The organism is Mesorhizobium sp. M7A.F.Ca.US.010.02.1.1, from assembly GCF_004023085.1.
GTDB lineage: Bacteria > Pseudomonadota > Alphaproteobacteria > Rhizobiales > Rhizobiaceae > Mesorhizobium.
Window position 1 is genome coordinate 38,553 of record NZ_RZRV01000031.1, and the last position, 25,230, is coordinate 63,782.

A 25,230-nucleotide genomic window follows, 5' to 3' on the forward strand; every position below is an offset into this window, starting at 1 on the left:
GTCGGAAATCGCTGAGCCGACGAAATACGCAGATTTTTCAATAAAATACGGCTTAATCTTTTTGAAACGGAAATTAACCCTTGGCTATTGGTATTTTATTGGTATTATCCGCCCGGAGGAGAAATCACGTGAATTTCGTGCTCGGAATCGATGGCGGCGGCACCAGCTGCAGGGCCGCCCTGGCAACGGCGGACGGCATGGTGATCGGCCGCGCCAAAAGCGGCGCCGCCAACATCCGCACCGACCTGACCGGCGCCCGCTTGAACATCGTCGAGGCCGCGCGGCAGGCGTTCCTCGCCGCCGGGCAGGATGCGGAATTGATCCCGCGAACACCCGCAATTCTCGGCCTTGCCGGCGCCAATGTCGGCACCTACCGGCAGCAGCTCGAAGCGATCCTGCCGTTCAGCATCAGCCGCGTCGAGACCGACGCCGAGATCGCACTGGAAGGCGCCGTCGGCTCCGGTGACGGCGCCATGGCGATCCTCGGCACCGGCACCGCCTATATGGCGCGCAGACAAGGCAAATCGCGCGCCATCGGCGGCTGGGGCTTCCAGGTTGGCGACCAGGGCAGCGGCGCCCGTATCGGCCGCGACCTGCTCGAACAGACACTGCTTGCCTATGACGGCGTTCGCGCCGGTTCGCCGCTGACGCAGAGCATGCTGGCCGTCTTCCGCAACAACCCGGAGGACGTCGTCGAATTCACCACCAATGCCAAGCCGGGCGACTTCGGCGGCTTCGCACCCAAGGTGTTCGAGCATGCCGAAAAGGGCGACAGCGTCGCCAACTGGATCCTCGACAGGGTGGTCGCCGACGTCGAAGCCTCGCTCGGCGCGCTCGACCTTGCCGACGACGCGCCGCTGTGCCTGCTCGGCGGGCTGGCGCCGCTCTACGCGCCGCGGCTGTCTGCCCGCTATCGGGCGCTGCTGAAGCCGCCGCTCGACGACGCGCTGGGCGGCGCGGTGCAGATGGCGGTTCGCCTTTTCGCCGGACACGCGGAGGCAACTCGATGAGCGAGGCCGCCGACCAGATCTTCGCCACGCTCAAACATCAGGCGCAAAGCGGCGCGCCGCTTTATCTGCAGCTTCGCAAGAGCATCGAGGACGCGGTCAATCGCGGCCTGATCGGGCCGGGCGACGCGCTGCCTTCCGAGCGCGACATCGCCACCAAGGCCGATATTTCGCGGGTTACCGTGCGCAAGGCGGTGCAGGACCTAGTCAAGGGCGGCATCCTGGTGCAGCGCCACGGCTCCGGCACCTTCGTGGCGCCGCGCATGGAGCGTGTCGAACAGTCGCTGTCGCGGCTGACCTCGTTCACTGAGGACATGGCGCGGCGCGGCATGGCTGTGCGTTCGGCATGGCTCGACCGCGGCCTTTACGCACCTTCGCCCGACGAGATGATGGTGCTCGGCCTGTCGTCGAGCGAACTGGTGGCGCGCGTGGCGCGCCTGCGCATTGCCAATGACACGCCGCTGGCGATCGAACGCGCCTCGCTGTCGGCGAGAGTATTGCCCGACCCGGCTGATATAGGCTCCTCGCTCTATGCGGCGCTGGAATTGACCGGCAACCGGCCGGTGCGGGCTGTGCAGCGCATCTCCGCCGCCAATCTCGGCGACAGCGATGCGCGTCTGCTCGAAGTGCCGCCAGGCATCGCCGGCCTGCACATCGAACGCATTTCTTATCTGGCGAGCGGCAAGGTGATCGAATTCACCCGCTCTATATACCGGGGCGACGCCTATGATTTCGTCGCCGAACTGCGGCTGACAGGGCCGAGCGAAGAGGGCCGACCATGAGTAAAGAGCCAACCAAGTCGACCGATGTGACCCATATGCGGCGCGAGATCGAGGAGATCCCGCAAGCCGTCGCCCGTCTGCTCGATGGCTCAGGCACCATGCTGACCGAGGCCGGGCGCGGCATCCGCGAACGCGACCCGCAGTTTGTCGTCACCGTGGCGCGCGGCTCGTCCGACCATGCCGCCACTTTCATGAAGTATGCCGTCGAGCTTACCGCCGGCCTCGCCGTGGCGTCGGTCGGACCGTCCATCGCCTCGATCTATGGCCGAAAGCTCAGGCTCGCCGGCTCGGCCTGCCTGGCGATCTCGCAGTCGGGCAAGAGCCCCGACATCGTCGCCATGGCCGAAACCGCGCGTGCCGGCGGCGCGCTGACCGTCGCCATCACCAACACCGCCGATTCGCCGCTGGCGCGTGCCTCGGACTATGCCATCGACATACTGGCCGGCCCCGAGCGCAGCGTGGCGGCAACCAAGACCTTCATCAATTCGGCCGTCGCCGGCCTCGCTCTGATGGCGCACGCCACCGGTGACGATGCGCTGTTGGCCGCACTTGCCCGCCTGCCGGAGCATTTCGGCAAGGCGATCGCCTGCGACTGGATGAGCGTGCTGTCTGAGACAATCGAGAAGCAGAAATCGCTGTTCATCCTCGGCCGCGGACCGTCGGCGGCGATGGCCAATGAGGCGGCGCTGAAATTCAAGGAAACCTGCGGCATGCATGCCGAGGCCTATAGTGCGGCCGAAGTCATGCATGGCCCGCTGGCGCTGATCGGCCCCGACTTTCCGGTGCTGGCGCTGGCCGCGCGCGATGCGTCCGAACCGTCCATTGCCGAGGCCGCCGACAGCCTGGCGGCCAAGGGCGCGCCGGTGTTCGTCACCTCCGCACTAGCCCAGCGCGCCGTGCGCCTGCCGCATGTCGCTACCGGCCATCCCCTGACCGATCCGCTGACGCTGATCGTCTCCTTCTACATGTTCGTCGAGGCCTTTGCCCGCCATCGCGGTCTCGACCCGGACACGCCGCGCAATCTTCGCAAGGTGACGGAGACAGTATGAGCGATCGCTTTGCCCTGACTGGCGCCCGGATTTTCGATGGGGACGACTGGCATGAAGGCCACGCACTTGTCGTGCGCGACGGTCTCGTCGAGGCCATTTTGCCCGCCGGCGCCATCGCCTCGGATATCCGCGTCGTCGACACCGGCGGCGGCGTGCTGGCGCCGGGCTTCGTCGACCTGCAGGTCAATGGCGGTGGCGGCGTCATGCTCAATGACCACCCCGATGTCGCTTCGATCGAGACCATCTGCCGCGCGCACGCGCCTTTCGGCACGACGGCGCTGCTGCCGACGCTGATCACCGACACGCCCGGCATCACTGCCGCCGCTGTCGCCGCCGGCGAAGCAGCGGCGCTGCGGAAGGTGCCGGGCTTCCTCGGCCTGCATCTCGAAGGCCCGCATCTGTCGATCGCGCGCAAGGGCGCGCATGATCCGGCGCTGATCCGGCCGATGACGGACGCCGACCAGGCGATGCTGATCGCGGCGCGGCAAAAGCTGCCGGTGCTGCTCACCACCATAGCGCCGGAATCCGTCGAACCGGCGCGTGTCTCGGCACTCGCCAAGGCCGGCATCGTCGTCAGCCTTGGCCATTCCGACACCGGCTACGCCACCGCCAGTACCTTTGCCGAGGCCGGCGCCTCGATGGTCACCCATCTGTTCAACGCGATGAGCCAGATCGGCAATCGCGAGCCCGGGCTGGTGGGCGCGGCCATCGACATCGGCGCGTTGTCGGCCGGTCTCATCGCCGACGGCATCCATGTCGATCCCGCCACCATCAAGATCGCGCTGCGCGCCAAGCAAAGTCCCGGCAAGATCGTGCTTGTCAGCGACGCCATGGCGACGATCGGCACCGACATGACCTCGTTCACGCTGAACGGCCGCACCATCTACCGCAGGGACGGCAGCCTGCGGCTTGCCGACGGTACACTGGCGGGCGCCGATCTCGATATGATCTCGGCCGTTCGTTTCATCCACCGCGTCGTCGGGGTCGAGCTTTCCGAGGCCTTGCGCATGGCCTCGCTCTATCCGGCGCAAGCAATCGGCCAGTCGCACCGGCTGGGCCGATTCGCCAACGGCACGGCCGCGGACATGGTCGCGCTGTCGGACGATCTCGACACGAAGGGCGTCTGGATCGGCGGCGAAAAGGTTTTTGCGGCCGGTTCCGCCACTGCGTTGATTTCAGGTTCAAGTCGGCTGACGTCATGAAACCTTTTGATTTTGAGGTCGTTGTCGGAGCGTATGTCCGAGGCGAAACCCAAATTGAAACAGGCCGACGGCATCAAACCGCGCGATGCCTTGAAGCCGCGACAGCAAGCGCCGCGTGACCAGACGCCACGCCACGAGGAGCTGCGCGAAAAAAAGCCGTCGGCCGCCGAAGCTGCCCCCGAGGTCGACGGCCAGCCGGGACCGCCACCGGAGGCTGTCGAGCCCGATCCGCAACTGACGCTCGAAGAGGCCGAGCAGGCGCGCAAGAAATATCTGCTGCGGCGTTTCTGGATCAGCGCGCGCGGTTACTGGAGCCGGCGCGGCGACCGGCTCGCCTGGCCGTTCACGATCGGGGTGTTGCTTCTAATCTGCATCAATATCGGCTTCCAGTATGGCATCAATGTCTGGAACCGCTCGATGTTCGATGCGCTCGAGCAGCGCAACGCCCGCAGCGTCTACTTCCTCAGCGCGCTATTCGTACCGCTGGTGATCTGCAGCGGCAGCCTTGTCGTCGCGCAGGTTTACCTGCGCATGACGATCCAGCGCCGCTGGCGTTCCTGGCTGACCACCGCGGTCATTGCGCGCTGGCTGGCAAGCGGTCGCTACTACCAATTGAACCTCGTCGGCGGCGACCACCAGAACCCCGAGGCCCGCATGACCGAGGATTTGCGCATCGCCACCGAGTCGCCGGTCGATTTCATCGCCGGCGTCCTCAACGCGTTCCTGTCGGCCTCGACCTTCATCGTCGTGCTGTGGACCATCGGCGGCGCGCTCACCCTGCCGATCGGCAGCGAGAGCATTACCATTCCCGGCTTCCTAGTTATCACCGCGATGATCTATGCCGCCATCACCTCGACCTCGATGGTGGTCATCGGCCGCCATTTCGTCCGGCTCTCCGAGCAGAAGAACCAGGCGGAAGCCGAATTGCGCTACACGCTGACGCGCGTGCGCGAAAACGGCGAGAGCATCGCCTTGCTGGGCGGCGAGGAGGAGGAGCGCAGCGGCATCGACAGGAATTTCGGCCATGTGCTCAGGCAATGGGCGCTGCTGACGGGCCAGCACATGCGCACGGCGGCGGTGTCGCAGGGATCGAGCCTGTTTGCGCCGGTCGTGCCGATCCTGCTGTGCGCGCCAAAATTCCTCGAGGGCTCGATGACGCTTGGCGAGGTGATGCAGGCAGCGTCTGCCTTTGGCATCGTGCAAGGCGCGTTCGGATGGCTGGTCGACAACTACCCGCGTCTTGCCGACTGGAACGCCTCGGCGCGGCGCATCGCCTCGCTGATGATGTCGCTCGACGGGCTCGAGCGTGCGGAGCAGAGCGACGCGCTCGGACGCATCCAGCACGGCAAAACCGAAGACGGTGCGATGCTCAGCCTCGACGATCTCTCCGTCACGCTCGACGACGGCACCTCCGTGGTCAAGGAAACCGAGGTTGCGATCGAACCGGGTGAGCGCGTGCTGGTGGCTGGCGAATCCGGCTCGGGCAAGTCGACGCTGGTGCGGGCCGTTGCTGGCCTGTGGCCATGGGGCGGCGGCAGCGTCAATTTCCACGCCGACAGGCGACTGTTCATGCTGCCGCAACGCCCCTACATCCCCTCGGGCACGCTTCGCCGCGCGGTCGCCTATCCCGCGGCGGCGGACAAGTGGACGATCAAACAGATCAAGGCCGCCCTCGACAAGGTCGGCCTTGCCTATCTTGCCGAAAGGATCAAGGAAGAAGCGCCATGGGACCAGACGCTGTCGGGCGGCGAAAAGCAGCGCCTCGCCTTCGCGCGCCTGCTGCTGCACCGCCCCGATATCGTCGTGCTGGATGAAGCAACCTCGGCGCTCGACGAGAAGAGCCAGGACACCATGATGGCGACGGTGATCCGCGAATTGCCTGATGTCACCATCATCAGCGTGGCGCACCGGGCCGAGCTGGAAGCCTTCCACAGCCGCAAGATCACCCTCGAACGGCGCGAGGGCGGCGCCAAGCTTGTCAGCGACATCAATCTCGCCCCACGCAAGCGCAACCTGCTGAAGCGCGCCTTGTGGGGTTCCGGCAGTCGGGCCGAAAGGCCGCGCAAGGAGTAAGGCGCCCCTGCCCCAGCGCAACTATGATGCGTATATGTCCTTGTAGGTATCGCGCAGCAGGTTCTTCTGTACCTTGCCCATGGTGTTGCGCGGCAGCTCATCGACGAAGATCACCCGTTTCGGGTGCTTGTATTTCGCCACCCGTCCGGCGATGGCGCCGAGAATTTCGGCACCGGTGATCCGCGATGACGGCGCCCGCACGACGACAGCGGTGACGCCCTCGCCGAAATCCGGATGGGCAACGCCGATGACGGCGCTTTCGCTAACCCCATCGAGGGCGTCGATCTCGCTTTCGAGTTCCTTCGGATAGATGTTGTAGCCGCCCGATATGATCAGGTCCTTGCCGCGGCCGACAATGTGGACGTAGCCGTCGGCGTCGACCATACCGAGATCGCCGGTGATGAAAAAACCGTCGGCGCGGAATTCCGCCTTGGTCTTCTCCGGCATGCGCCAATAGCCGCCGAAGACGTTGGGGCCTTTGACCTCGATCATGCCGACCTCACCCTGCGCAAGTGCTGCGCCGCTGTCGGGATCGGCGATGCGAAGCGTGACGCCGGGCAAGGGGAACCCGACCGTACCGGCGCGCCGCTCGCCCTCATAGGGGTTCGAGGTGTTCATGTTGGTCTCGGTCATGCCGTAGCGTTCGAGGATCGCGTGGCCGGTGCGCTCGCGCCAGGCCTTGTGCGTCTCTGCCAGCAGCGGCGCCGAACCGGAAATGAACACGCGGATGTTTTTCGCCGCCTCACGGTCCAGTCCATCCTGCTGCAGCAGGCGTACGTAGAAGGTCGGCACACCCATCAGGGCCGTGGCACGCGGCAGCAGCGAGACGATGCGGGCCGGATCGAACTTCTGCTCGAACAGCATCGAGGCGCCGGCCATCAGGACGACGTTGGTGGCGACGAACAGGCCGTGCGTGTGGAAGATCGGCAATGCGTGGATCAGCACGTCGTCTCCAGTGAAACGCCAGTGCTCGACCAGCACGCGCGCGTTCGAAGCAAGGTTCTCGTGGCTGAGCATGGCGCCTTTCGAACGGCCGGTGGTTCCCGACGTGTAGAGGATTGCCGCGAGGTCATCCGACCCGCGCGCCACGTCATGAAAATCCGTCGGCAGCCGCGAGGCCTGGTCGGTCAGCGATCCCCGGCCGTCGCGGCCGAGCGTGACGGTGATGGCGCCCGTCTTTTCCGCCAGCGCGCCGATGTCGGCCGCTCTTGCCGGGTCGCAGACGACCAGGCGTGGTTCCGCGTCGCCGAAGAAATACTCCAGCTCGGCCAATGTGTAGGCGGTGTTGAGCGGCAGGAAGACGGCGCCGGCTCGCAGGCAGGCGAGATAGAGCATAATCGCTTCCGGGCTCTTCTCGACCTGCACGGCAATGCGGTCACCGGGCTCGACATCCAGTTGCAAGAGCGCATGCGCAAGCTGCGCCGAGCGGGCCAGCATATCGCCATAGGTGAGCAAGCGGCCATCATCGGTCTCCATCAGCAAGCGCGCTGGCGCCGGCATCCGGGACCGGAACGCATCGAACAGATGATTGCTCATGAAGACTTCCTGGGGTGCTACGGCGCTGAGCATGCGCCTGTCGCGGCATGCCCCGGCGGCGAGAGTTCGCGGTTCTTGGCCGCGCCGTCAAGCCCGCCGACAGCGGTTCACGCCAGCCGCTCTCCACGCAGGCTGAGCGCAAGAAACGAGCGCAAGAGACCCGCCAGGAAACGACTGCTATCGCCGAGCGCGTTTGCCGGCGAGTTCCTTCGTTTCGTCGTCCTGCTCGAAGCGCTTCATGCACATGGCGGCAGTCAACCGGTAGTGGTTGAGCAGTGCCTCGACGGCACCGTCGGCATTGCCGTCCAGGGCACATTCGGCGATCAGGCGATGCTCGCCGAAATCGTCGCGCTGGACGCCTTCGCCATCATTGGCCATTTGCCGGTAGCGATAGGCGTGATCGGAGAGCTGGTCGCAAAACCCCACCAGCCATTGCGACCGGCAGGCCGAAATCAGCACCCTGTGAAAGATGCGATGCAGCCTCTCCCAATCGGGATTGAGCGAGACGAGGTTCTGCGGCGAAAAACGTGACGCACGGCCCAGGCGATGCAGCGCCAGCACGAGTTGTTCTTCCCATTCGGCGGTGCGGTGGACGATGGATTCGCGAAGCGCCCGCTCCTCGAGCCAGCAGCGGGTGCGCGTCAGCTCTTCGAGTTCCGGCGCACTGACCGGCATGATGAAGAAGCCGCGCTGGTCGTGCCGGCCGAGAAGTCCTTCCGAGGCGAGGCGATTGAGAGCCTCGCGGACAGGTGAGGCGCCGGCCCCATATTTGGAGACAACCCATTCGACCCGCAGTTTGCTCTCGGTTTCAAGGACACCGCCGAGAAGATCGTCCCGCAATTGCTGATAGACCGTACTCGCAAGCGTGCTCTTCGGTCCCGCAGCGTCGTCGTTCAGATTGGCAGCTCCGTATGTCATAGCGACTCCTTGTCCCCAAGACTTGGCCTGGGCGATTCGAGTCTGAAAGCATTCGCCGTCTCGTACTTGTACCATACAGCGCGAGCATTCGCCTGCTCAAGCAGAAGATCACGCTATTGTACTTTAGCACGAAGGAATATGCGGCATTCCGGAGCTCAATGCTGTAATTCCGCGCATTTTCACAACCTGTGGAAACTTAACATGTTTTGTATGCACGCAGGAGAATCTGTCTTTCTGTTCTTTTGTATGCGCGCGAGATCAACTGTCTGCTTTGGGCATAGGCCGGCGGACCTTGAGACCGAATCAGGCAACCGCTCAGCCCGATGCCGTTGCGCATCAGATTTTCACAAGCCCCGCCCGGGACCAGAACCTTAGCCGGCATGTCGGGCCGACCGCGGGAACACCGCTGGTCAGCCGGCTGCGTTGTCGGCTGCCGTCCTGATCGCCTGGATGTTCTGACGATAAGCCTCGACGCTGCCGCCTTTGAAGATGGCGGCGCCCGCCACCAGCACGTCGGCGCCGGCAGCGGTGACCAGCGGCGCGGTCTCGGCTGAAACACCGCCGTCGATCTCGATGCGGATCGGCCGGCCGCCGATCAGGGCCTTGACCCGCTTCACCTTGTCGACGACCGCCGGGATGAAGGCCTGGCCGCCGAAGCCCGGATTGACGGTCATGATCAGGATCAGGTCGAGCCGGTCGAGCACGTATTCGACCACGCTTTCCGGCGTCGCCGGATTGAGCGACACACCGGCCTTCTTGCCAAGGTTCCTGATGGTCTGCAGCGAGCGGTCGAGATGCGGGCCGGCCTCGGCATGGACGGTCAAACCGTCGCAGCCGGCCTCGGCGAAAGCGGCCAGATAGGGGTCGGCCGGGGCAATCATCAGATGGCAGTCGAAGAAGGCCTTGGTGCGGTTGCGGATCGCCTTGATCACCGGCGGGCCAAAGGTGATGTTGGGCACGAAATGCCCGTCCATCACATCGAGATGGATCCAGTCGGCGCCTGCCGCCGCCACCGCTTCGACCTCATCGCCGAGTTTGGAAAAATCCGACGCCAGCACCGATGGTGCAATCAGGGTCTTTCTGCTCATGGGTGCGGCCTTTCCGAGTGTCCTTCTCGTTCGGCCACCCTATCGACTGCCTAATGTGCCACAGCCGACTTGTCGAGGGTGCAGGCGCGGGCACCGCGCAGGCTGACGTGCCAGCATCCCCGATCACGTGCGGCCAATTCCCGCTTGCCCCCACAGCTACGAAGAAAAACCCGCCGAATTGCTCCGGCGGGTTTCTGGTCTCGTGTCGAGCAGTGGTTATTGCTGCTGGAGTTTCAGGATTCTGTCTGGAACCGGATCCTGTTGCTGTTCGACCTGCGGCCTGCGCCGTGGCAATACCTGCTGCAGCAGCAGGCCGGGGTTGAGCTCCAGCGACGGTTGTCCGCGGACGGGCCGGCAGTTCGGATAGCGCCCGATCGTGCCTTCCGGGCAGCGCCGCCTGATGATCGGCTGGCATTGGCCATTGATCATCTGCGAGCCCGGTGCGCATTCCACCTCCTGTCTGGGCTTGCGGCATGCGCCGTTGATCACCTGCGTCCCACGCGGGCAGACACACTCGCCGCGCTTGTTGTGGACCTGGCCGCGTATGTCGCATTGCTCCTGCGTCGGCTGCTTGCGCCGGCAGGCATTGCCCCGCACCTCGGTACCCCTCGGGCAGACACAAATGCCGTTGGCGTCGTGGACCTGACCACGGATGGTGCACTGCTCAGGCTTTGGCCGGATCGGACGGCAGGCGCCGTTTCTGACCTCGGTACCCCTTGGGCAGGCACAATCGCCATCCGCGTCGTGGATCTGACCACGGATGATGCACTGCTCAGGCTTCGGCTGGATCGGGCGGCAGGCACCATTGCGCACCTCGGTCCCTCTCGGGCAGACGCAGTCTCCATCGGCGTCGTGAACCTGACCACGGATCGTGCACTGCTCAGGCTTTGGCTGGATCGGGCGGCAGGCATTGCCCCTGATCTCGGTTCCCCTGGGGCAGACACAATCGCCATCCGCATTGTGGACCTGGCCACGGATGGTGCACTGCTCGGGCTTGTCGGTCCTGACACATCTGCCGTTCTCGAGCCCGGTTCCGCGTGGGCAGACGCAACGTCCGTCCTCGGTGCGGATCTGGCCTTCGAGCAGCACACAGCGCTTCGGCTGTTCCGGCTTCGGCACGATACCACCGCCCGGCGAGCACTGGCCGTTGCGGTAGGTAGTGCCTTCCGGGCAAACGCAGCGGCCGGCATCGTTCATGACGAAGCCTTGCGAGCATTCCTTCTTCGTCTCCTGGCTAATGGTGAAGGGATGGCAGGCATAGGCCTTGCCACGATCGCCCTGCACATTGGTCTGATCGCCGCCGAGCACCTCGCCACCGCCTTGCACCCGTGTCTCGGGAGAGAGCACGCCGACGCAGTTCTGGCCGCTGACATTGCCCTGCAGATTGGCCAGGCGACCGTCGTCGGGAATGACCACGGTGACATGGTGCACCTGGCTTTCGCCGGCGCCGAGCGTCAGGTTGGCAATGCAGGACGCAGGCAAGGTTGCCGGTTCCGGCGAACAGCCAAAGGGCGGATCGATCGACGTGATCTCAACGCCTTCCAGCCTGCCGAGACCCTCCACGCCGATCGCATCGCCAATGCGGACCGGCCCGGAGAAGGGGGTCGTTCCGTCATTGGTGATAGTGATCTCGAACGAACAGGGTTGGCCGAGCCTGCATTCACGGTCGCCGGTCTTTTCGACACGGATGGTCGAAGAACCGCCGCCCTTGGCGCAGGCCTGGCCAAAGGGATAGACGACGTCGTCGCCCGGTGCCGGCCCATAGGAGCCGCGCGCGCAGTTTTCGAACGCGCCATTGGCCGAGACCGTCACGTCGAAGTGGCGGCTGGTTCCAGGTACCATGACGGCACCGGGAATCTGGCACGACAGCGCGTTGGCCGGAACCGGTCCACACGCCCATTCCGCACCGTCAGGGGTGACGGTCTGGATCTGGACAGGCGCGCCGCCGGCAACCAGCGTGGCGGCATCGTTGACCCGCACCGGGCCGGTGGGGGCAGCGGTGCCAAGGCTGATGACGGTGATGCGGCAAGAGATGACCGCAGCGCCGGCGAGCGAGCCGTTGCACACCTTGGCGATGCGCAAGGTCGGCTTGCCGCCATTGGGATGACGGAAGCGTTCCTTTGCGCAGGCCTTGTTGTTGGTGAGATCGTTTTCACCGGGGATGGGCTTCACCGTCGCGCAATTCTCGACAGTGTCCGACTGGTAGCCGGCCGGCATGACCGCCTTGACGACGATCGGCGTCGAGCCGCCCGGAGGCAGCGAGATGCCCGCATTGTCGCAGCGGAACAGCCCGGGGCCGGTTGGTGCGCAGGTCCATGGCGGGCTCGGGCCGAAGGTCGAGGAGGCTGGCGCGCCGCCGGGATAATTGTCGATGACCGTCAGCGGTCCATTGTAGGTGGCGCTGCCGTTGTTGATGATGTCGATCACGAAGTAGCAGATGCCGTCGGCCGTGCAGACCGGGATACGGGCACGCTTCTTCAGGATCAGGTCGACCTTCTTTTCGACCGGCGGCCGGCAGTCGCGGTCACGGTCGCCACGTCGGCAGACCGGGATCGAGGCACAGCCGCGGTCGTTCGACTGGCTGCCGAACAGTGGCTTGTCGCTGGCGCCGTAATTATAGGTGGCGCAGTTGCGCAAGACGCTGCCTTGCCAGCCTCCGGCCGGCTTGAAGCCGAGCTTGAGGTCGACGGAGGCCCCCGGATTGAGCGTGGTCACCGGATGGGTGCAAATCATAGGGGTGGTGCCGGGTACGCAGACCCAGGGCGGATTGGGCCCTGAATCGAGTGTCGAGCCGGCCGGCAGCGTCACCTCGTCGAGCACGATCTTGCCGTGGTAGGCACTGGTGCCGACATTGGTGACCCTGATGGTGAAGTCGCAGCCGCCGCCCATCGTGCAACGCGTCACGTCGGCGCGTTTCTCAACCTTGAGGTCGGGCTCCTTGTCCTTGGGCGGGCACCTCTGGTCACGCGGGATGACGATGTCGATGGTCTGCGTGCAGCACAGGCCCCAGCCTTCCTTCGGACCGGCATAGGTTTCGATGCCGGTGACGATGAGGTGGATGACGTCGCCGGGCGATGCGCCGACGATCTTCCAGTTGAGCACACCGCCGCCCGCCGGCACCAGTTGCGTGTCGGGGATGATGGTGATGCCTGATGTGGTCGTCGAAACCTGCACCCATTTGCCGCCCATCTCCGGGCCGACCGGCATGTGGTAGATGAAGGCACCGCCGCCGGGCACGCAATCGACCGTGCCGCGTTCCACCTTGAAGCATTCCTTGCCGGGAGGTGGCGGCGGTGGGTTGCACTTGGTGACGTCGATCTTGATCGAGGTCTTCACGCCGGTCTTGAAATCGCCGTCGTCGGGCTTGCTCGGATCCTGCGACGGGATGATGGTCCCGGTGCCCGGTCCGGCGGTCACCTTGATCATCCCCTGGTTGTCGACGATCGTCGGCGCGGGAAATGCCGCATCATCGATCTTGGCCGTGATCTTGAAGTTGATGACGCGCTCGTTGGGAGCGCCGGCGCCGTCGAGATCGGAAGTGGAGATGCGGAAGTCTGAAACAACAGCGGTATCGTTGGGACCCGCCGAGGTGCTGATCGTCGCGCCCGGCAGTGGTCCGCCGGATGAATCCGTGCCGTCGCCGGACACATTGACGTTGACGATCTCAAGGCCGTGCGGAAGCTGGTCCTTGAAGTCGACCCGGACCTTCTTCAGCCTGGCCTCAAGGCTCGGGTCGGCAAGGCCCTGCGGATCGCCGCGCAGGCCGAAGCTCAGCGAATAGACGACGTAGTCGCAGCCTCGTTGAGTGCCTTTCTTGGTGAAGAAGGGTACGACCCGGTCGGGCCTCGGAGTGATGACGCGCGAACTGTCGAGATCGAGCTTCAGCTCCGGGGTGATCGGGGCAGCGCCTTCCGCAAAGCCTTGCACCGGGGTTAGCATGGCGACCGCGATACCGGCCGCCATCAGCCAGCGCGCGCCGCGCCTGGCGTATGACAGGGGTTTCATGATCGTCTCCACGATGGTTTCTTGAGTGTTGGTTGCGAATGGGGAGAGTGCGAGATTTTTCATCTTCCCCTCCTCAACGTTCGCAGCTGACGGCTGGGGTTCGGAGCGGCAAGATCATCTTGCAGCAAGGGTAGTAGCCACCCTTGTCCTTGTCCGACTTCCTGTAGAAGCAAAGTCCAACATCCACTCTGTCGCCCGGATAGTGGCCAGTAATGTCGATCGTGTAAGGCTGGCCGGGCGCATGCGACTGGGATGATGTCACCCCGACGCCTGGCGTCCTGGACTTTGTCTCATTCGAAGGTTGGGCCTTTATCGAATCGCCGCCGAAGCCGGCACGGTCATGGAGATAGAGATCGGCCTGGAGGCCGCGAGGCGTACAGTAATACCTGATATCCTCGACATCGATGCACGGAGGCAGATTGCCGGGCGGTGGGAAGTCCGGCGGGTAGAAGGGGGGCAGGTAGCCGCCCGGGATTTCTTCATAATAGCCGGCGCGGCCCTCGCAAGGATGCCAGACGGCAACGTCGCCGACATGACCCTCGACCTCCGGGTCTTCGAAATAGCCGTCGAAGTCGACGAACCAGGAGCCGAAGGGCGGCACATTGGCCGGCTTGACCAGCTCTTTCGGCGTGATCTGCACGCCGTGCACGGCGAGCGGCCCGCCGGCGGCGAGCTGTTCGGCGAGAGCCGGATTGTCGCGCAATTTGTCGCCGGTGTTGACCAGCGTCTGCGTGCAGACCGATGTGTCGAGAGTGCCGTCGGAATCATAGCCATACTGCAGGTCGAGACCGCCGGCCGACTGCCGGTTGCCCTGCGGGAAGCCGACCGCATATTCCTGCGGCACTTCGACCCAGACCGATTCCGTTTCCGGATCGTCCGGGTTCTCTCTGAAGTAGCGGATGACCTCGCCCTTGCCGGAATCGGCGAACTGGCTGTAATCGTAGCGGTTCTCGACCGGGCCGCGCTGGGCCAGGTACATGAAGCCGGTGTTGTCGAAAGCGATGTCGGTGACGGCGTAGTCCTTTTCGGCCTTGACCGTCAGCTCCCAGCGCGGGTCGCCGGCAAAACTGCCGTCGCGGGCAATGGCCACCGACCAGATTTCCGACTTTTCGCCGACCGAGTAGTAGAGCCGGCCGCCATGGTAGGAGACGCCCCAGACGCGGCGCTCGTCCTGCGTGTAGCCCCAGCTGTCGGGGTCTTCGCTGTCGAAGGCGGCGCCCTGTATGTCCATCACCGAACCATCGTCGGCGATCGGAGCTAGCCCATGCGCCGGGCGCCCGGCAACGCCGTGGTCGAAGCTGTCGATCAGCGTACCGGTGGCATCGATGCGATGGATCAGGCCGGTGTCGAGATCGGAAGCGAAGAACTGGCGATGAGCGGCGTCGAAGGTGAGATTGCCGATACCGGGACCGCTGTTGGTGTCGATGTCGGCAAACTTGGAGACCTGGCCGGTGATGCCGTCGATTTTCCAGATGGTGCCCGGCCCGCCACCGTTTTCGGTGCCGAACTGGCCAGCCATGAAGGTGGCGCCGGCAGTGCCGCGGCGCTGCCGCTCGGGGCGGCCGTCATCGTCGGCGTCCAGGGTGACGATGCGGATGCCGTGCAGCGAGGTGGCGCCGGCATAGAGATTGGGAATGCCCGATGGAACGCCGTCGCGCACGCCGTCATCATAGGTGACGCCGAACACCTGGCCGATCTGCTCCGCCGTCACCTCGAGGGGCGGCGGGGTGTTGACCAGTTGCCCGGAGGCCGGGCCGCCCAGATGCGAGACGTCGAACACGCGCAAGGTGGCGCGCGTGGTGTCGATGAAGGTTTCGTCGACCGGATCGACGCCGGGCGGCAGGCCCCCTTTTTCGGAATCAGGAGGGTCGAAATTGGGAATGATGGTGCCGGAAAATCCGGTCACCGCCATCGAACCGGGATAGATGATCCGGGTTTCCTGCGCCTGCGCGGCGCCCAGCCACAGGCCGAGTGCCAGCGCCAGCAACCCGCCTGGATGCACAGCGCGGCGCAAGCCGCCATCAAGAGACGACACGAACGAGCCGCGGATGCGAGACATGACACTACCCCCCGTAGTCGACGGGAGAACGTCGGGTCTGGCCGCGCAAATCAGGGCAAGGCGCGGCGGTCCGGCTCGTTCTTCCCTGATCGAATTGTCTGCTTTCCTCAAAATCACGATACGCCTGCTCTTACGCAGGGTCAACGGAATCAGCGGAAAGCCCAGCGCATCGACCTCGTCCCGAAGGCGGTGGTCGCGCCGAGCTCCTGTTGTTCCCGGAGACCGCAGAGCCTCTGGGTTATTGGTCATGGGGGGCTTCCTTTCCGGGCCGCACCATGCGGCACCTGGAGATCAGTCGCGGGCGGAAGTGGAAAGGTTCATGGAAGCCTTGCGCAGAATGCTTGCGCGCGATGCCGCCTGTTCTTATATACGCGCCAAGCCGTTCGGCGCCGGAATGCCGGTTGCCGGAACGGGATTTCTTGTGAACAGGGGCTTTCGTCGGAACGCCTGTACGGGTCCTGAGAGCCTGCTTAGCGGAGAGACTAGAAAAATGGCAAAAGTAATCGGTATCGATCTCGGCACCACCAACTCCTGCATCGCCATCATGGATGGCAAGGAGCCGAAGGTAATCGAGAATGCGGAAGGCGCGCGCACGACGCCTTCCATCGTCGCCATCTCGGGCGACGACGAACGTCTGGTCGGCCAGCCGGCCAAGCGCCAGGCGGTCACCAATCCTGAAAACACCATCTTCGCGGTCAAGCGCCTGATCGGCCGCCGCTATGACGATCCGGTGACGGAGAAGGACAAGAAGCTTGTCCCCTACAAGATCGTCAAGGGCGACAATGGCGATGCCTGGGTCGAGGCCGGCGGCAGGAAGCAGTCGCCCTCGCAGATCTCGGCCATGATCCTGCAGAAGATGAAGGAGACGGCGGAAGCCTATCTCGGCGAAAAGGTCGAGAAGGCGGTCATCACCGTTCCAGCCTATTTCAACGACGCCCAGCGCCAGGCGACCAAGGACGCCGGCAAGATCGCCGGCCTTGAAGTGCTGCGCATCATCAACGAGCCGACCGCGGCAGCGCTTGCCTATGGCCTCGACAAGAAGGAAGGCAAGACCATTGCCGTCTATGACCTTGGCGGCGGCACGTTCGATATTTCGGTGCTCGAAATCGGCGACGGCGTGTTCGAGGTCAAGTCGACCAATGGCGACACCTTCCTCGGCGGCGAAGATTTCGACATGCGCCTGGTCGAATACCTGGCGGCCGAGTTCAAGAAGGAACAGGGTATCGACCTGAAGAACGACAAGCTTGCCCTGCAGCGCCTCAAGGAGGCGGCTGAAAAGGCCAAGATCGAGCTGTCGTCGACCACCCAGACCGAGATCAACCTGCCCTTCATCACCGCCGACGCGACCGGGCCGAAGCACCTGACGCTGAAGCTGACGCGCGCCAAGTTCGAGCAGCTGGTCGACGACCTGGTCCAGCGCACGATTGCCCCTTGCAAGGCGGCGCTCAAGGATGCCGGCCTGAAGGCCGGCGAGATCGACGAAGTCGTCCTGGTCGGCGGCATGACCCGCATGCCCAAGATCCAGGAGATCGTGAAGCAGTTCTTCGGCAAGGAGCCGCACAAGGGCGTCAATCCGGATGAAGTCGTTGCTCTCGGCGCCGCCATCCAGGCCGGCGTGCTGCAGGGCGACGTCAAGGACGTGCTGTTGCTCGACGTGACGCCGCTGTCGCTCGGCATCGAGACGCTGGGTGGCGTGTTCACCCGCCTGATCGAGCGCAACACGACGATCCCGACCAAGAAGAGCCAGGTGTTCTCGACGGCCGAGGACTCACAGTCGGCCGTGACCATCCGGGTCTTCCAGGGTGAGCGTGAAATGGCCGCCGACAACAAGGCGCTCGGCCAGTTCGACCTGGTCGGCATTCCGCCGGCGCCGCGCGGCGTGCCGCAGATCGAGGTCACCTTCGATATCGACGCCAACGGCATCGTCAACGTTTCGGCCAAGGACAAGGGCACCGGCAAGGAGCACCAGATCCGCATCCAGGCATCGGGCGGTCTTTCGGACGCCGACATCGAGAAGATGGTCAAGGACGCCGAGGCCAATGCCGAGACCGACAAGAAGCGGCGTGCGCTGGTCGAGGCCCGCAACCAGGCCGAAGCGCTGCTGCATTCCTCGGAGAAGTCGCTGAAGGAATATGGCGACAAGGTTTCGGAAGGCGAGCGCACGGCGATCTCCGACGCGATCGCGGCGCTTAAGACCGCGACCGAAGGCGACGACCCGGCCGACATCGAAGCCAAGAGCCAGGCGCTTGCCGAGGCTTCGATGAAGCTTGGCCAGGCCATGTACGAGGCTTCGCAGAAGGAAGCGGCGGAAGCCGACGCCAAGGCGGACGCCGCCAAGGACAGTGACGTTGTGGACGCCGATTTCGAGGAAATCGACGAGGACGACGACAAGAAGAAGTCGGCCTGAACCGTTTGACGGCAAGATAAAGCGAAAAGCCCGGCGAAGGCCGGGCTTTTTTGCAACCCCTTGCAGAAAAACAGCTGGCCTTGCTGAAAAAATGCAGGCAAGGCCGCGTCGACACTGGCATCGCCCTTCCATCGCACCTAAATCGAAGCGTCAGTGCCGGCAAGAGACGCAACAATGCTTCAAGACGTTGAGCATCCGGACAGCGGGAAAAAATGAAAGCTGATTTCTACGAGACGCTGGGCGTCCAAAAAGGCGCCGACGAGAAGGAGCTCAAGAGCGCTTTCCGCAAGCTCGCCATGCAGTTCCATCCCGACCGCAACCCCGGCGATCATTCCTGCGAGCACAAGTTCAAGGAAATCAACGAAGCCTACGAGACGCTGAAGGACCCGCAGAAGCGCGCGGCCTATGACCGCTTCGGCCACGCCGCCTTCGAACAGGGCGGAATGAATGGCGGCGCGCAAGGTTTCGGCGCCGGCGGTTTCGCCGATATCTTCGAGGACATCTTCGGCGACATGATGGGCGGGCGCCAGCGCCGCTCGTCGGGCGGCCGCGAGCGCGGCGCCGACCTGCGTTATAACATGGAAATCACCCTGGAAGAGGCTTTTGCCGGCAAGACCGCGCAGATCCGGGTGCCGGCGTCGATCTCCTGCTCCGAATGTTCGGGCAGCGGCGCCAAGCCCGGCACCCAGCCTGTCACCTGCTCGATGTGCAACGGCCACGGCAAGGTGCGCGCCACGCAAGGGTTCTTTTCGATCGAGCGGACCTGCCCGCAATGCCAGGGGCGCGGCCAGACGATCAAGGATCCGTGCCCGAAATGCGCCGGCCAGGGCCGCGTCACCGAGGAGCGTTCGCTGTCGGTCAACATCCCGGCCGGCATCGAGGACGGCACCCGCATCCGTCTTGCCAATGAGGGCGAAGCCGGCCTGCGCGGCGGGCCATCGGGCGATCTCTATATTTTCCTGGCGGTCAAACCGCACGAGTTCTTCCAACGCGACGGCGCCGACCTGTATTGCAAGGTGCCGATCTCGATGACCACAGCCGCCCTTGGCGGCTCCTTCGAGGTGACGACGCTGGACGGGACGCAGACCAAGGTCAAGGTGACCGAAGGCACGCAGAACGGGCGCCAGTTCCGCCTCAAGGGCAAGGGCATGCCTGTGCTGCGCCAGCCCAATATCGGCGACCTCTACATCCAGACCGCGGTCGAGACGCCGCAGAACCTCACCCGCCGCCAGCGCGAACTGCTGGAGGAGTTCGAACAGCTCTCCTCGCAGGACAATTCGCCACAATCGAGCGGCTTTTTCGCCCGCATGAAGGATTTCTTCGAGTCGTTCGGCGAACGTTGATGCACTTTGGCCCGCCTAAGCCGATTTGCAACGCGTAAATCCTTGAATCTCGTCACCCCTTGAGACGCGACGAAAATTATCTTATCCACGACATGCGTCCGGCCGCGCCTTGCCTAGCACTGCTCAGGTGCTAAGTAACTTGCGGGGAGCGCTGAGGAGAGCTTGCATGACACGTGGCCCTGGACTGCGGAAGGCGCTTGTCGAAAAGTTCGACGACGAACTCAAATTCTTCAAGGGCTGGATCGACAAGCCGAAGGCGGTTGGTTCGATCGTGCCGACCAGTTCGGTCACCGCGCGCAAGATGGCCTCGATCGTCAATCCTAAATCCGGCCTGCCGGTGCTCGAGGTCGGTCCCGGTACCGGCGTCATCACCCGCGCCATCCTGGCCCAGGGCGTGCGGCCCGAGAACCTCTACGCAGTCGAGTATTCCACGGATTTCGTCCGTCACCTGCGGCGACTCTATCCCGGCGTCAACGTCATCGAGGGCGACGCCTTCAACCTCAACGCCACGCTTGGCGACAAGAGCGGGATGATCTTCGATTCCGTCGTTTCCGGCGTGCCGCTGCTCAACTTCCCGGTCGCCCAGCGCATTGCCTATATCGAAAGCCTGCTCGACCGCATCCCGGCCGGACGGCCGATCGTGCAGCTGACCTACGGCCCGATGTCGCCGATCCCGGCCGGCCGTGGCAATTATACGGTCAAGCATTTCGATTTCATCCTCCGCAACATCCCGCCGACCCAGCTGTGGATCTACCGCCGCGAAGCGCATTAATTTCTCGGCGCAGGGTTGTTCGCGGATCGCCAGTGCTCACCGCATACCTTGGCGATGGCGGGAACGTCCCTCGCTTCGTCATCCACGGGCGGAGCAAGGAGCGCAGCGACGCAGCGCAGACCCGAGGATCCATGCCGCGACTTCCGAGCGCCGCTACGGCGCAGAATTCTGTTCCGCTGCACTCCTGGATAGCTGTCACGGAATGGATTCCAGGGTCTCCACGACGGAGCTTCGCTCCTGCTTCGCCCAAGGATGACGAAGTTGGCGTTGATTTGCTCGATCCTTGGCTGTACCTGTCCGGGAACAAGGGTGGCCAATGGCAGTGATCCCGAAAATCCTCGTCTTCGCCGGCTCGGTTCGCAGCGGCGCCTATAGCGGCAGGACCGCCGACGTGGCGCAGAAGGAACTCGCCATGCAGGGCGCCGAGGTGACCCGCATCTCGCTTGCCGACTACCCCCTGCCGATCATGGACGAGGATTTGGAAAAGGAAAAAGGCGTTCCTGAAAACGCCCAGAAACTTGGCCGTCTGGTGATCGCCCATGACGGGCTGCTGATCGCCACGCCCGAATATAACGGCTCCATTCCGCCGCTGCTCAAGAACACGATCGACTGGGTGAGCCGGGTGCGCAGGGATGGCGGCCGGCCGGTGAGGCCGCTGGCCGGCAAGGTCGCCGGCCTATGTTCGTCCTCCAGCGGGCACTTTGCCGGCATCCGCTGCATCAACCATCTGCGCGCGGTGCTGGTGCGCTGCCAGATGGAGGTGGTGACGCCGGAATGCTCGGTGCCCGACGGCGGCGGCGCCTTCGACGAGGATGGAAACTTCCGTGACGAAAGACTGCACAAATCGATGGAGCACCTATGCCGCACCCTGATCGAAACCTCGCGCATGCTGTCCACCCGGATCGAGGCGTGATCGCAACGACGATGCAGGCACAATCCATACAGGCACGATCCATGCAGGAAAGACTGATAGTCGGCCTCGATGTCCCGACCGTGAGGGAGGCCGAGCAGGCGGTGCGCGAACTCGACGGCGTCGTCTCCTTCTACAAGATCGGCTACCAGCTTGCCTTCGCCGGCGGGCTCGATTTCGCCAGGGAACTGGCCAGCGGCGGCACCAAGGTTTTCCTCGACATGAAGCTGCTCGACATCGACCACACGGTGGCCAAGGGCGTCGAGAACATCGTCAAGATGGGCATGACCATGCTGACCATCCACGCCTATCCCAAAGCGATGGCGGCGGCGGTGGAAGCAGCGCGCGGCAGCAATCTTTGCCTGCTTGCCGTCAGCGTGCTGACCTCGATGGACGAGCAGGACATGATCGACGTCGGCTATGAGTACGACCCGCATACGCTGGTGCTGCGGCGCTCGGAACAGGCGCTGCATGCCGGCATGGGGGGCATCGTCTGCTCGGCCGCGGAAGCCGAAGCGGTGCGCCGCATCGTCGGCCCCGACATGGCGGTGGTGACGCCCGGCATCCGGCCGGCGGGCAGCGATCATGGCGACCAGAAGCGCGTGGTGACGCCGGGCCAGGCGATCCGCAACGGCGCCAGCCATCTCGTCGTCGGCAGGCCTATCATTGCTGCGGCCAACAAACGGGAAGCGGCCGAAGCCATCCTCGACGAGATGCGCTCGGCCTGAGATTTCCAAGAACAAGTTCGGAGACCAAGAAAATGCCCAAGGGATACTGGATCGCCCGTGTCGATGTGCGCGACGCGGAAGGCTACAAGGACTACGTCGCCGCCGCCAAGCCTGCCTTCGAGCGCTTCGGCGCGAAGTTCCTGGCGCGCGGCGGAGAGCATGAAAAGGCCGAAGGCCCCGGCCGGGCACGCAATGTCATCATAGAGTTCGAATCGCTCGCCGCCGCGCATGATTGCTACCATTCGCCGGAATACCAGCGCGCCGTCGCCATCCGTCAGAAGGTCGCCGACGGCGAGATCGTTCTGGTCGAGGGCGCCTAAAATCCGCCTCGAGCAGTTTTGACGAATCGCGGGTGTGACGGACGGCATACCTTGGCGATTGCCGCAAACGCCCAGCGCCTTCGTCATCCACGGGCGAAGCAAGGAGCGTAGCGACGCAGCGCAGACCCGAGGATCCATGCCGCGACTTCAAAGCGTTGCAGCGGTGTAGAATTCTGCTCCGCTGCATTCTTCGGCCAAGGTCGCGGCATGGATCCCAGAGTCTCCGCGACGGAGCTTCGCTCCTGCTTCGCCCTAGGATGACGAAGTTGGGAGGCTTCGGCCAATCTCGAACGCTTAGGATGGTCCACCAACGAACGATGAAATCTCGGCCGTCGATAGGCATCCTGTCAAATCCCTGCTGCAGCGCTAGTAGCAGGACTTCAGACGAAATCCTGCAGGTTTACGTCCGCAGTTTGGCGCCGCTAAGCAGGGCTCCGACATCAGGTACATGGCCGGGGCGGCCCATCGCGCAATCAACGTCCGAGTCCGAATAGCCGCATCCAGTCTTGCGATGCGGGGCGAACTGTAGGTTGACATGCAGGTATTTACCTGCATATTATGCCTTACAACAGAGTGAGGCAGATGGACGCCGACAAGGTTTTCAAAGCGCTGGGCGACCCGACACGCAGAAGGCTGCTTGACCTTCTGTGCCAGCAGAACGGGCAGACGCTCGGTCAGCTTTGCGAAAACCTGGACATGGCCAGGCAATCCGCCACCCAGCACCTCGATCTGCTGGAGGCGGCCAATCTGGTGAGCACGGTCAAGCGCGGCCGCGAAAAGCTGCATTTCATCAATCCCGTGCCCTTGCACGAAGTCTACGAGCGCTGGGTACGGAAATTCGAACGGCAGCGGCTCAGCCTGCTGCACGACCTGAAGCAAGAACTCGAAGGAGAAGACCAATGACCAGGGAAACGACCAGCTTTGTCTACGTGACCTATATCCGCTCGACGCCGCAGAAGGTGTTCGAGGCCATAATCAAGCCCGATGTCGCAAAGCGCTACTGGGGTCACGAGAACGTCTCCGAATGGACGCCGGGCTCGAAATGGGAGCATATCCGCGCCAATGACGAACGGACCGTCGAACTCGTCGGCAATGTCGTCGAGGTTTCGCCGCCGACCCGCCTCGTCATCACCTGGGCGAACGCTTCGCAGGCCGACGATCCGTCAAAAACGAGCCGGGTGACGTTCGCCATCGAGGAATACGACACCATGGTGCGGCTGACCGTCAGCCATGACGAACTCGAAGCCGGTAGCGGCATGGCGAAAGGCGTCAGCCAGGGCTGGCCGGCGGTGCTGTCGAGCATGAAATCCTTCCTCGAAACCGGCAGCGGCATCGACATTTTCGCCAAGCCGAAATCAGCCCTGATCGCCGCGGGAGAATAACGATGACCAAACGCTATACCGGCGGCTGCGCATGCGGCGCGATCCGTTACGAAACCAATGACGAGCCGATCTTCCAGAACCACTGCCAGTGCAGCGATTGCCAGAAGCGCTCAGGCACCGGCCACGGATCCTACCTGACCTTCGGCCAGCGCACCGATATGGCAATTACCGGGGAGGTGAGCACCTGGCGCGTGGCGGGCGCCAGCGGCAATGAAAAAATCCACACCTTCTGTCCAACCTGCGGAACGCCGGTCTTTTTGATATCCGTCGCCATGCCGGAATTCATAGCGGTCCACGCGGCCAGCCTCGACGATCCGGAACAGTTCAGCCCGCAGATGGTGACCTACACGAGCCACGGCCATGCCTGGGACAAGATGGATCCGTCCTTGCAGGCGGCCGAGCGAATGCCTGGCGGGTAGCGTCTGCTGGTTAGCCCGCCGACACAAGGCGCACAGCTATCGGTCGACACCGGTCAGCCGGCTGGCCGCAGTTTCGGCCATGGCGTCGGCCAGATCGAGGCCCCATTGCTGGCGGCAATAGGCGCGAAAATCGAAGCAGGGCAGGCCGGGGCAAACCTCGAACTCGATGAGGTGGACGGTGTCGTCGGCCTCGACCCTGAGATCGATGGAAAACACATCGCGCAGGCCGAGCCCGCTCATCAGCCGCCCGGCGATCGCACGTATCGTGGCGTCGGCGGCCGGCTGGCTGTCGGCAACCGCAACGAGCTCCGGTTCGGCGTAATGTCCCTCCGCCTTCGCTGCCTCGCCGGTGTCGCCGTAGAGCGCCAGGCTGTCCGCCATGGTCTGGAAATCGGCGCCTGAATCGACAAAAGCCACGCCAAGCGCTTCGACCCCGGCGCCTGGCACCAGGCCGAGGAAACTGGCGCGCACGTTGCGGCCGGCGACATAGGGCTGGACGACGACATCGTCGCGATAGGCCGAAAAGACGCGCCGGCTGAGTTCCAAAGCGTGGGCGAGATCGCAACAGCGCGAATCCGGCCAGATGCCGATCTTGGCGCCGAGCCGGTTGGGCTTGACGAACCAGCCGGCGGGCGAGGCCGGCGGCTCGACCAGCCATTGGCCGTCGCGCGCAAGCCCGGCCTGCGGCACCGGCAGGCCGAGTGCGCCGAGCACGGCGCCGGAGCGGAACTTGTCCTGGCAGAGCGCGAACAGCGCATCATCTGCGCCGATCGTCTTGAAACCGCCCAATCGCGCCAGAGCGGGCGCCGCGCCGCCGCGAAAATAGGCGATGCCGTCGGTCAGCGTCCAGACCAGCGTTGTGCTGGGATGCTCGCCGGCGAGCACGCCGGTGGCCTCGTCCAGCGCCACCGGCCTGAACGACAGGCCGCGTGCCTGGCAGGCACGGCCAAGCACGTCGAATTCGGGGGCGAGGTCGGTCGACTGCGCCAGATAGGACGCGATTTCGCCGGCGCGCTGCGGTGCATGACCGTCGGCGACCAGACGGTCCAGGCAGGCCTTTTCCGGCTCATGGACGAGGATCAGTTTCGGCTTGCGGCTGGGCATGAGATGACGATCCCCGGCAGTAGGATTGCCTACCATCGCACGGTGAAGACAATCGGCTCTCGCGAAACCGACACGGCTCGGGCGGTTGCGTGACAACGCACCGTCCGACCGCAGAATCCAGTTCGC

The 25,230-nt window shown here is 64.1% G+C and carries 20 protein-coding genes; 14 read left to right on the forward strand and 6 right to left on the reverse strand.

All coding sequences use genetic code 11. From position 1 onward, the window contains the following. Positions 1-128 precede the first annotated feature (128 nt). From EOA19_RS25225 to EOA19_RS25245, 5 genes are read left to right on the forward strand one after another with little or no spacing between them, the layout of a single operon-like run. Positions 129-1,010: an N-acetylglucosamine kinase gene (locus tag EOA19_RS25225; protein WP_128305138.1), complete on the forward strand. Its 882-nt coding sequence runs from the start codon at positions 129-131 to the stop codon at positions 1,008-1,010. Beyond that, positions 1,007-1,789, forward strand: a complete 783-nt coding sequence (locus EOA19_RS25230) for a GntR family transcriptional regulator (RefSeq protein WP_128305139.1) — start codon at positions 1,007-1,009, stop codon at positions 1,787-1,789. Before EOA19_RS25225 ends, EOA19_RS25230 begins: the two co-directional genes overlap by 4 nt. Further along, complete coding sequence (locus tag EOA19_RS25235; RefSeq protein WP_128305140.1) at positions 1,786-2,838, forward strand: SIS domain-containing protein; 1,053 nt, start codon at positions 1,786-1,788, stop codon at positions 2,836-2,838. Before EOA19_RS25230 ends, EOA19_RS25235 begins: the two co-directional genes overlap by 4 nt. Beyond that, positions 2,835-4,040 (forward strand): N-acetylglucosamine-6-phosphate deacetylase, encoded by a 1,206-nt coding sequence (gene nagA / locus EOA19_RS25240; protein ID WP_128305141.1) that lies wholly within the window; start codon positions 2,835-2,837, stop codon positions 4,038-4,040. Before EOA19_RS25235 ends, nagA begins: the two co-directional genes overlap by 4 nt. A gap of 33 nt (positions 4,041-4,073) precedes the next feature. After that, positions 4,074-6,113 carry an ABC transporter ATP-binding protein/permease gene (locus EOA19_RS25245; protein ID WP_128305142.1) on the forward strand — a complete coding sequence of 680 codons (2,040 nt, stop codon included), beginning with the start codon at positions 4,074-4,076 and terminating at the stop codon, positions 6,111-6,113. Positions 6,114-6,134: 21 nt separating this feature from the next. Here EOA19_RS25245 and EOA19_RS25250 read toward each other — a convergent pair whose 3' ends face one another. The 5 genes from EOA19_RS25250 to EOA19_RS25270 form a co-directional block, all read right to left on the reverse strand. Then, the gene (locus tag EOA19_RS25250; protein ID WP_128305143.1) at positions 6,135-7,649 is read right to left on the reverse strand and encodes a malonyl-CoA synthase; all 1,515 of its coding nucleotides are present in this window, start codon (positions 7,647-7,649) and stop codon (positions 6,135-6,137) included. Positions 7,650-7,826: 177 nt separating this feature from the next. Next, positions 7,827-8,567 (reverse strand): GntR family transcriptional regulator, encoded by a 741-nt coding sequence (locus tag EOA19_RS25255; RefSeq protein WP_128305144.1) that lies wholly within the window; start codon positions 8,565-8,567, stop codon positions 7,827-7,829. A 410-nt stretch (positions 8,568-8,977) separates the two neighbouring features. Further along, positions 8,978-9,655 carry a ribulose-phosphate 3-epimerase gene (gene rpe / locus EOA19_RS25260; protein ID WP_023810869.1) on the reverse strand — a complete coding sequence of 226 codons (678 nt, stop codon included), beginning with the start codon at positions 9,653-9,655 and terminating at the stop codon, positions 8,978-8,980. 216 nt (positions 9,656-9,871) lie between these two features. Next, positions 9,872-13,723: a DUF11 domain-containing protein gene (locus tag EOA19_RS25265; RefSeq protein ID WP_128305145.1), complete on the reverse strand. Its 3,852-nt coding sequence runs from the start codon at positions 13,721-13,723 to the stop codon at positions 9,872-9,874. Between the two features lie 10 nt (positions 13,724-13,733). Next, positions 13,734-15,719 carry a hypothetical protein gene (locus EOA19_RS25270; RefSeq protein WP_128305146.1) on the reverse strand — a complete coding sequence of 662 codons (1,986 nt, stop codon included), beginning with the start codon at positions 15,717-15,719 and terminating at the stop codon, positions 13,734-13,736. A 490-nt stretch (positions 15,720-16,209) separates the two neighbouring features. On the opposite strand from EOA19_RS25270, the gene dnaK reads away from it, so the two are divergent. The 9 genes from dnaK to EOA19_RS25315 all read left to right on the forward strand — a co-directional run bounded on the left by dnaK (position 16,210) and on the right by EOA19_RS25315 (position 24,000). Beyond that, positions 16,210-18,126, forward strand: a complete 1,917-nt coding sequence (gene dnaK / locus EOA19_RS25275) for a molecular chaperone DnaK (protein ID WP_023810872.1) — start codon at positions 16,210-16,212, stop codon at positions 18,124-18,126. Between the two features lie 212 nt (positions 18,127-18,338). Next, positions 18,339-19,469: a molecular chaperone DnaJ gene (dnaJ, locus tag EOA19_RS25280; RefSeq protein ID WP_023810873.1), complete on the forward strand. Its 1,131-nt coding sequence runs from the start codon at positions 18,339-18,341 to the stop codon at positions 19,467-19,469. A 166-nt stretch (positions 19,470-19,635) separates the two neighbouring features. Beyond that, on the forward strand, positions 19,636-20,241 hold the full coding sequence (gene pmtA, locus EOA19_RS25285) for a phospholipid N-methyltransferase PmtA (RefSeq protein WP_128305147.1): 606 nt from the start codon (positions 19,636-19,638) through the stop codon (positions 20,239-20,241). Positions 20,242-20,557: 316 nt separating this feature from the next. Further along, on the forward strand, positions 20,558-21,154 hold the full coding sequence (locus EOA19_RS25290) for an NADPH-dependent FMN reductase (RefSeq protein WP_023814188.1): 597 nt from the start codon (positions 20,558-20,560) through the stop codon (positions 21,152-21,154). A gap of 11 nt (positions 21,155-21,165) precedes the next feature. Then, positions 21,166-21,879, forward strand: a complete 714-nt coding sequence (gene pyrF, locus EOA19_RS25295; RefSeq protein ID WP_164893035.1) for an orotidine-5'-phosphate decarboxylase — start codon at positions 21,166-21,168, stop codon at positions 21,877-21,879. Positions 21,880-21,911: 32 nt separating this feature from the next. Next, positions 21,912-22,199 (forward strand): DUF1330 domain-containing protein, encoded by a 288-nt coding sequence (locus EOA19_RS25300; RefSeq protein ID WP_023762651.1) that lies wholly within the window; start codon positions 21,912-21,914, stop codon positions 22,197-22,199. A 582-nt stretch (positions 22,200-22,781) separates the two neighbouring features. Further along, positions 22,782-23,102 (forward strand): helix-turn-helix domain-containing protein, encoded by a 321-nt coding sequence (locus tag EOA19_RS25305; RefSeq protein WP_128305148.1) that lies wholly within the window; start codon positions 22,782-22,784, stop codon positions 23,100-23,102. Beyond that, a complete protein-coding gene (locus EOA19_RS25310) occupies positions 23,099-23,581 on the forward strand; it encodes an SRPBCC family protein (protein WP_128305149.1) in 483 nt (160 codons plus the stop codon). The genes EOA19_RS25305 and EOA19_RS25310 overlap by 4 nt, the downstream gene beginning before the upstream one ends. Positions 23,582-23,583: 2 nt before the next feature. Further along, the gene (locus EOA19_RS25315; RefSeq protein ID WP_128305150.1) at positions 23,584-24,000 is read left to right on the forward strand and encodes a GFA family protein; all 417 of its coding nucleotides are present in this window, start codon (positions 23,584-23,586) and stop codon (positions 23,998-24,000) included. A gap of 36 nt (positions 24,001-24,036) precedes the next feature. On the opposite strand, the gene EOA19_RS25320 is transcribed toward EOA19_RS25315, so the two are convergent. Beyond that, positions 24,037-25,104 carry a D-alanine:D-lactate ligase-like protein gene (locus tag EOA19_RS25320; protein ID WP_128305151.1) on the reverse strand — a complete coding sequence of 356 codons (1,068 nt, stop codon included), beginning with the start codon at positions 25,102-25,104 and terminating at the stop codon, positions 24,037-24,039. Positions 25,105-25,230 lie beyond the last annotated feature (126 nt).

What these genes read in the sequence shown, in the direction of transcription:
- EOA19_RS25250 (WP_128305143.1), bottom strand. Translation starts at nt 7,649, where the DNA reads ATGAGCAATCATCTGTTCGATGCGTTCCGGTCCCGGATGCCGGCGCCA.
- nagA (WP_128305141.1), top strand. Translation starts at nt 2,835, where the DNA reads ATGAGCGATCGCTTTGCCCTGACTGGCGCCCGGATTTTCGATGGGGAC.
- EOA19_RS25265 (WP_128305145.1), bottom strand. Translation starts at nt 13,723, where the DNA reads ATGAAAAATCTCGCACTCTCCCCATTCGCAACCAACACTCAAGAAACC.
- EOA19_RS25310 (WP_128305149.1), top strand. Translation starts at nt 23,099, where the DNA reads ATGACCAGGGAAACGACCAGCTTTGTCTACGTGACCTATATCCGCTCG.
- pyrF (WP_164893035.1), top strand. Translation starts at nt 21,166, where the DNA reads ATGCAGGCACAATCCATACAGGCACGATCCATGCAGGAAAGACTGATA.
- EOA19_RS25255 (WP_128305144.1), bottom strand. Translation starts at nt 8,567, where the DNA reads ATGACATACGGAGCTGCCAATCTGAACGACGACGCTGCGGGACCGAAG.
- EOA19_RS25320 (WP_128305151.1), bottom strand. Translation starts at nt 25,104, where the DNA reads ATGCCCAGCCGCAAGCCGAAACTGATCCTCGTCCATGAGCCGGAAAAG.
- EOA19_RS25235 (WP_128305140.1), top strand. Translation starts at nt 1,786, where the DNA reads ATGAGTAAAGAGCCAACCAAGTCGACCGATGTGACCCATATGCGGCGC.
- EOA19_RS25230 (WP_128305139.1), top strand. Translation starts at nt 1,007, where the DNA reads ATGAGCGAGGCCGCCGACCAGATCTTCGCCACGCTCAAACATCAGGCG.
- EOA19_RS25245 (WP_128305142.1), top strand. Translation starts at nt 4,074, where the DNA reads ATGTCCGAGGCGAAACCCAAATTGAAACAGGCCGACGGCATCAAACCG.
- EOA19_RS25300 (WP_023762651.1), top strand. Translation starts at nt 21,912, where the DNA reads ATGCCCAAGGGATACTGGATCGCCCGTGTCGATGTGCGCGACGCGGAA.
- pmtA (WP_128305147.1), top strand. Translation starts at nt 19,636, where the DNA reads ATGACACGTGGCCCTGGACTGCGGAAGGCGCTTGTCGAAAAGTTCGAC.
- rpe (WP_023810869.1), bottom strand. Translation starts at nt 9,655, where the DNA reads ATGAGCAGAAAGACCCTGATTGCACCATCGGTGCTGGCGTCGGATTTT.
- EOA19_RS25305 (WP_128305148.1), top strand. Translation starts at nt 22,782, where the DNA reads ATGGACGCCGACAAGGTTTTCAAAGCGCTGGGCGACCCGACACGCAGA.
- EOA19_RS25270 (WP_128305146.1), bottom strand. Translation starts at nt 15,719, where the DNA reads ATGTCTCGCATCCGCGGCTCGTTCGTGTCGTCTCTTGATGGCGGCTTG.
- dnaJ (WP_023810873.1), top strand. Translation starts at nt 18,339, where the DNA reads ATGAAAGCTGATTTCTACGAGACGCTGGGCGTCCAAAAAGGCGCCGAC.
- dnaK (WP_023810872.1), top strand. Translation starts at nt 16,210, where the DNA reads ATGGCAAAAGTAATCGGTATCGATCTCGGCACCACCAACTCCTGCATC.
- EOA19_RS25290 (WP_023814188.1), top strand. Translation starts at nt 20,558, where the DNA reads ATGGCAGTGATCCCGAAAATCCTCGTCTTCGCCGGCTCGGTTCGCAGC.
- EOA19_RS25315 (WP_128305150.1), top strand. Translation starts at nt 23,584, where the DNA reads ATGACCAAACGCTATACCGGCGGCTGCGCATGCGGCGCGATCCGTTAC.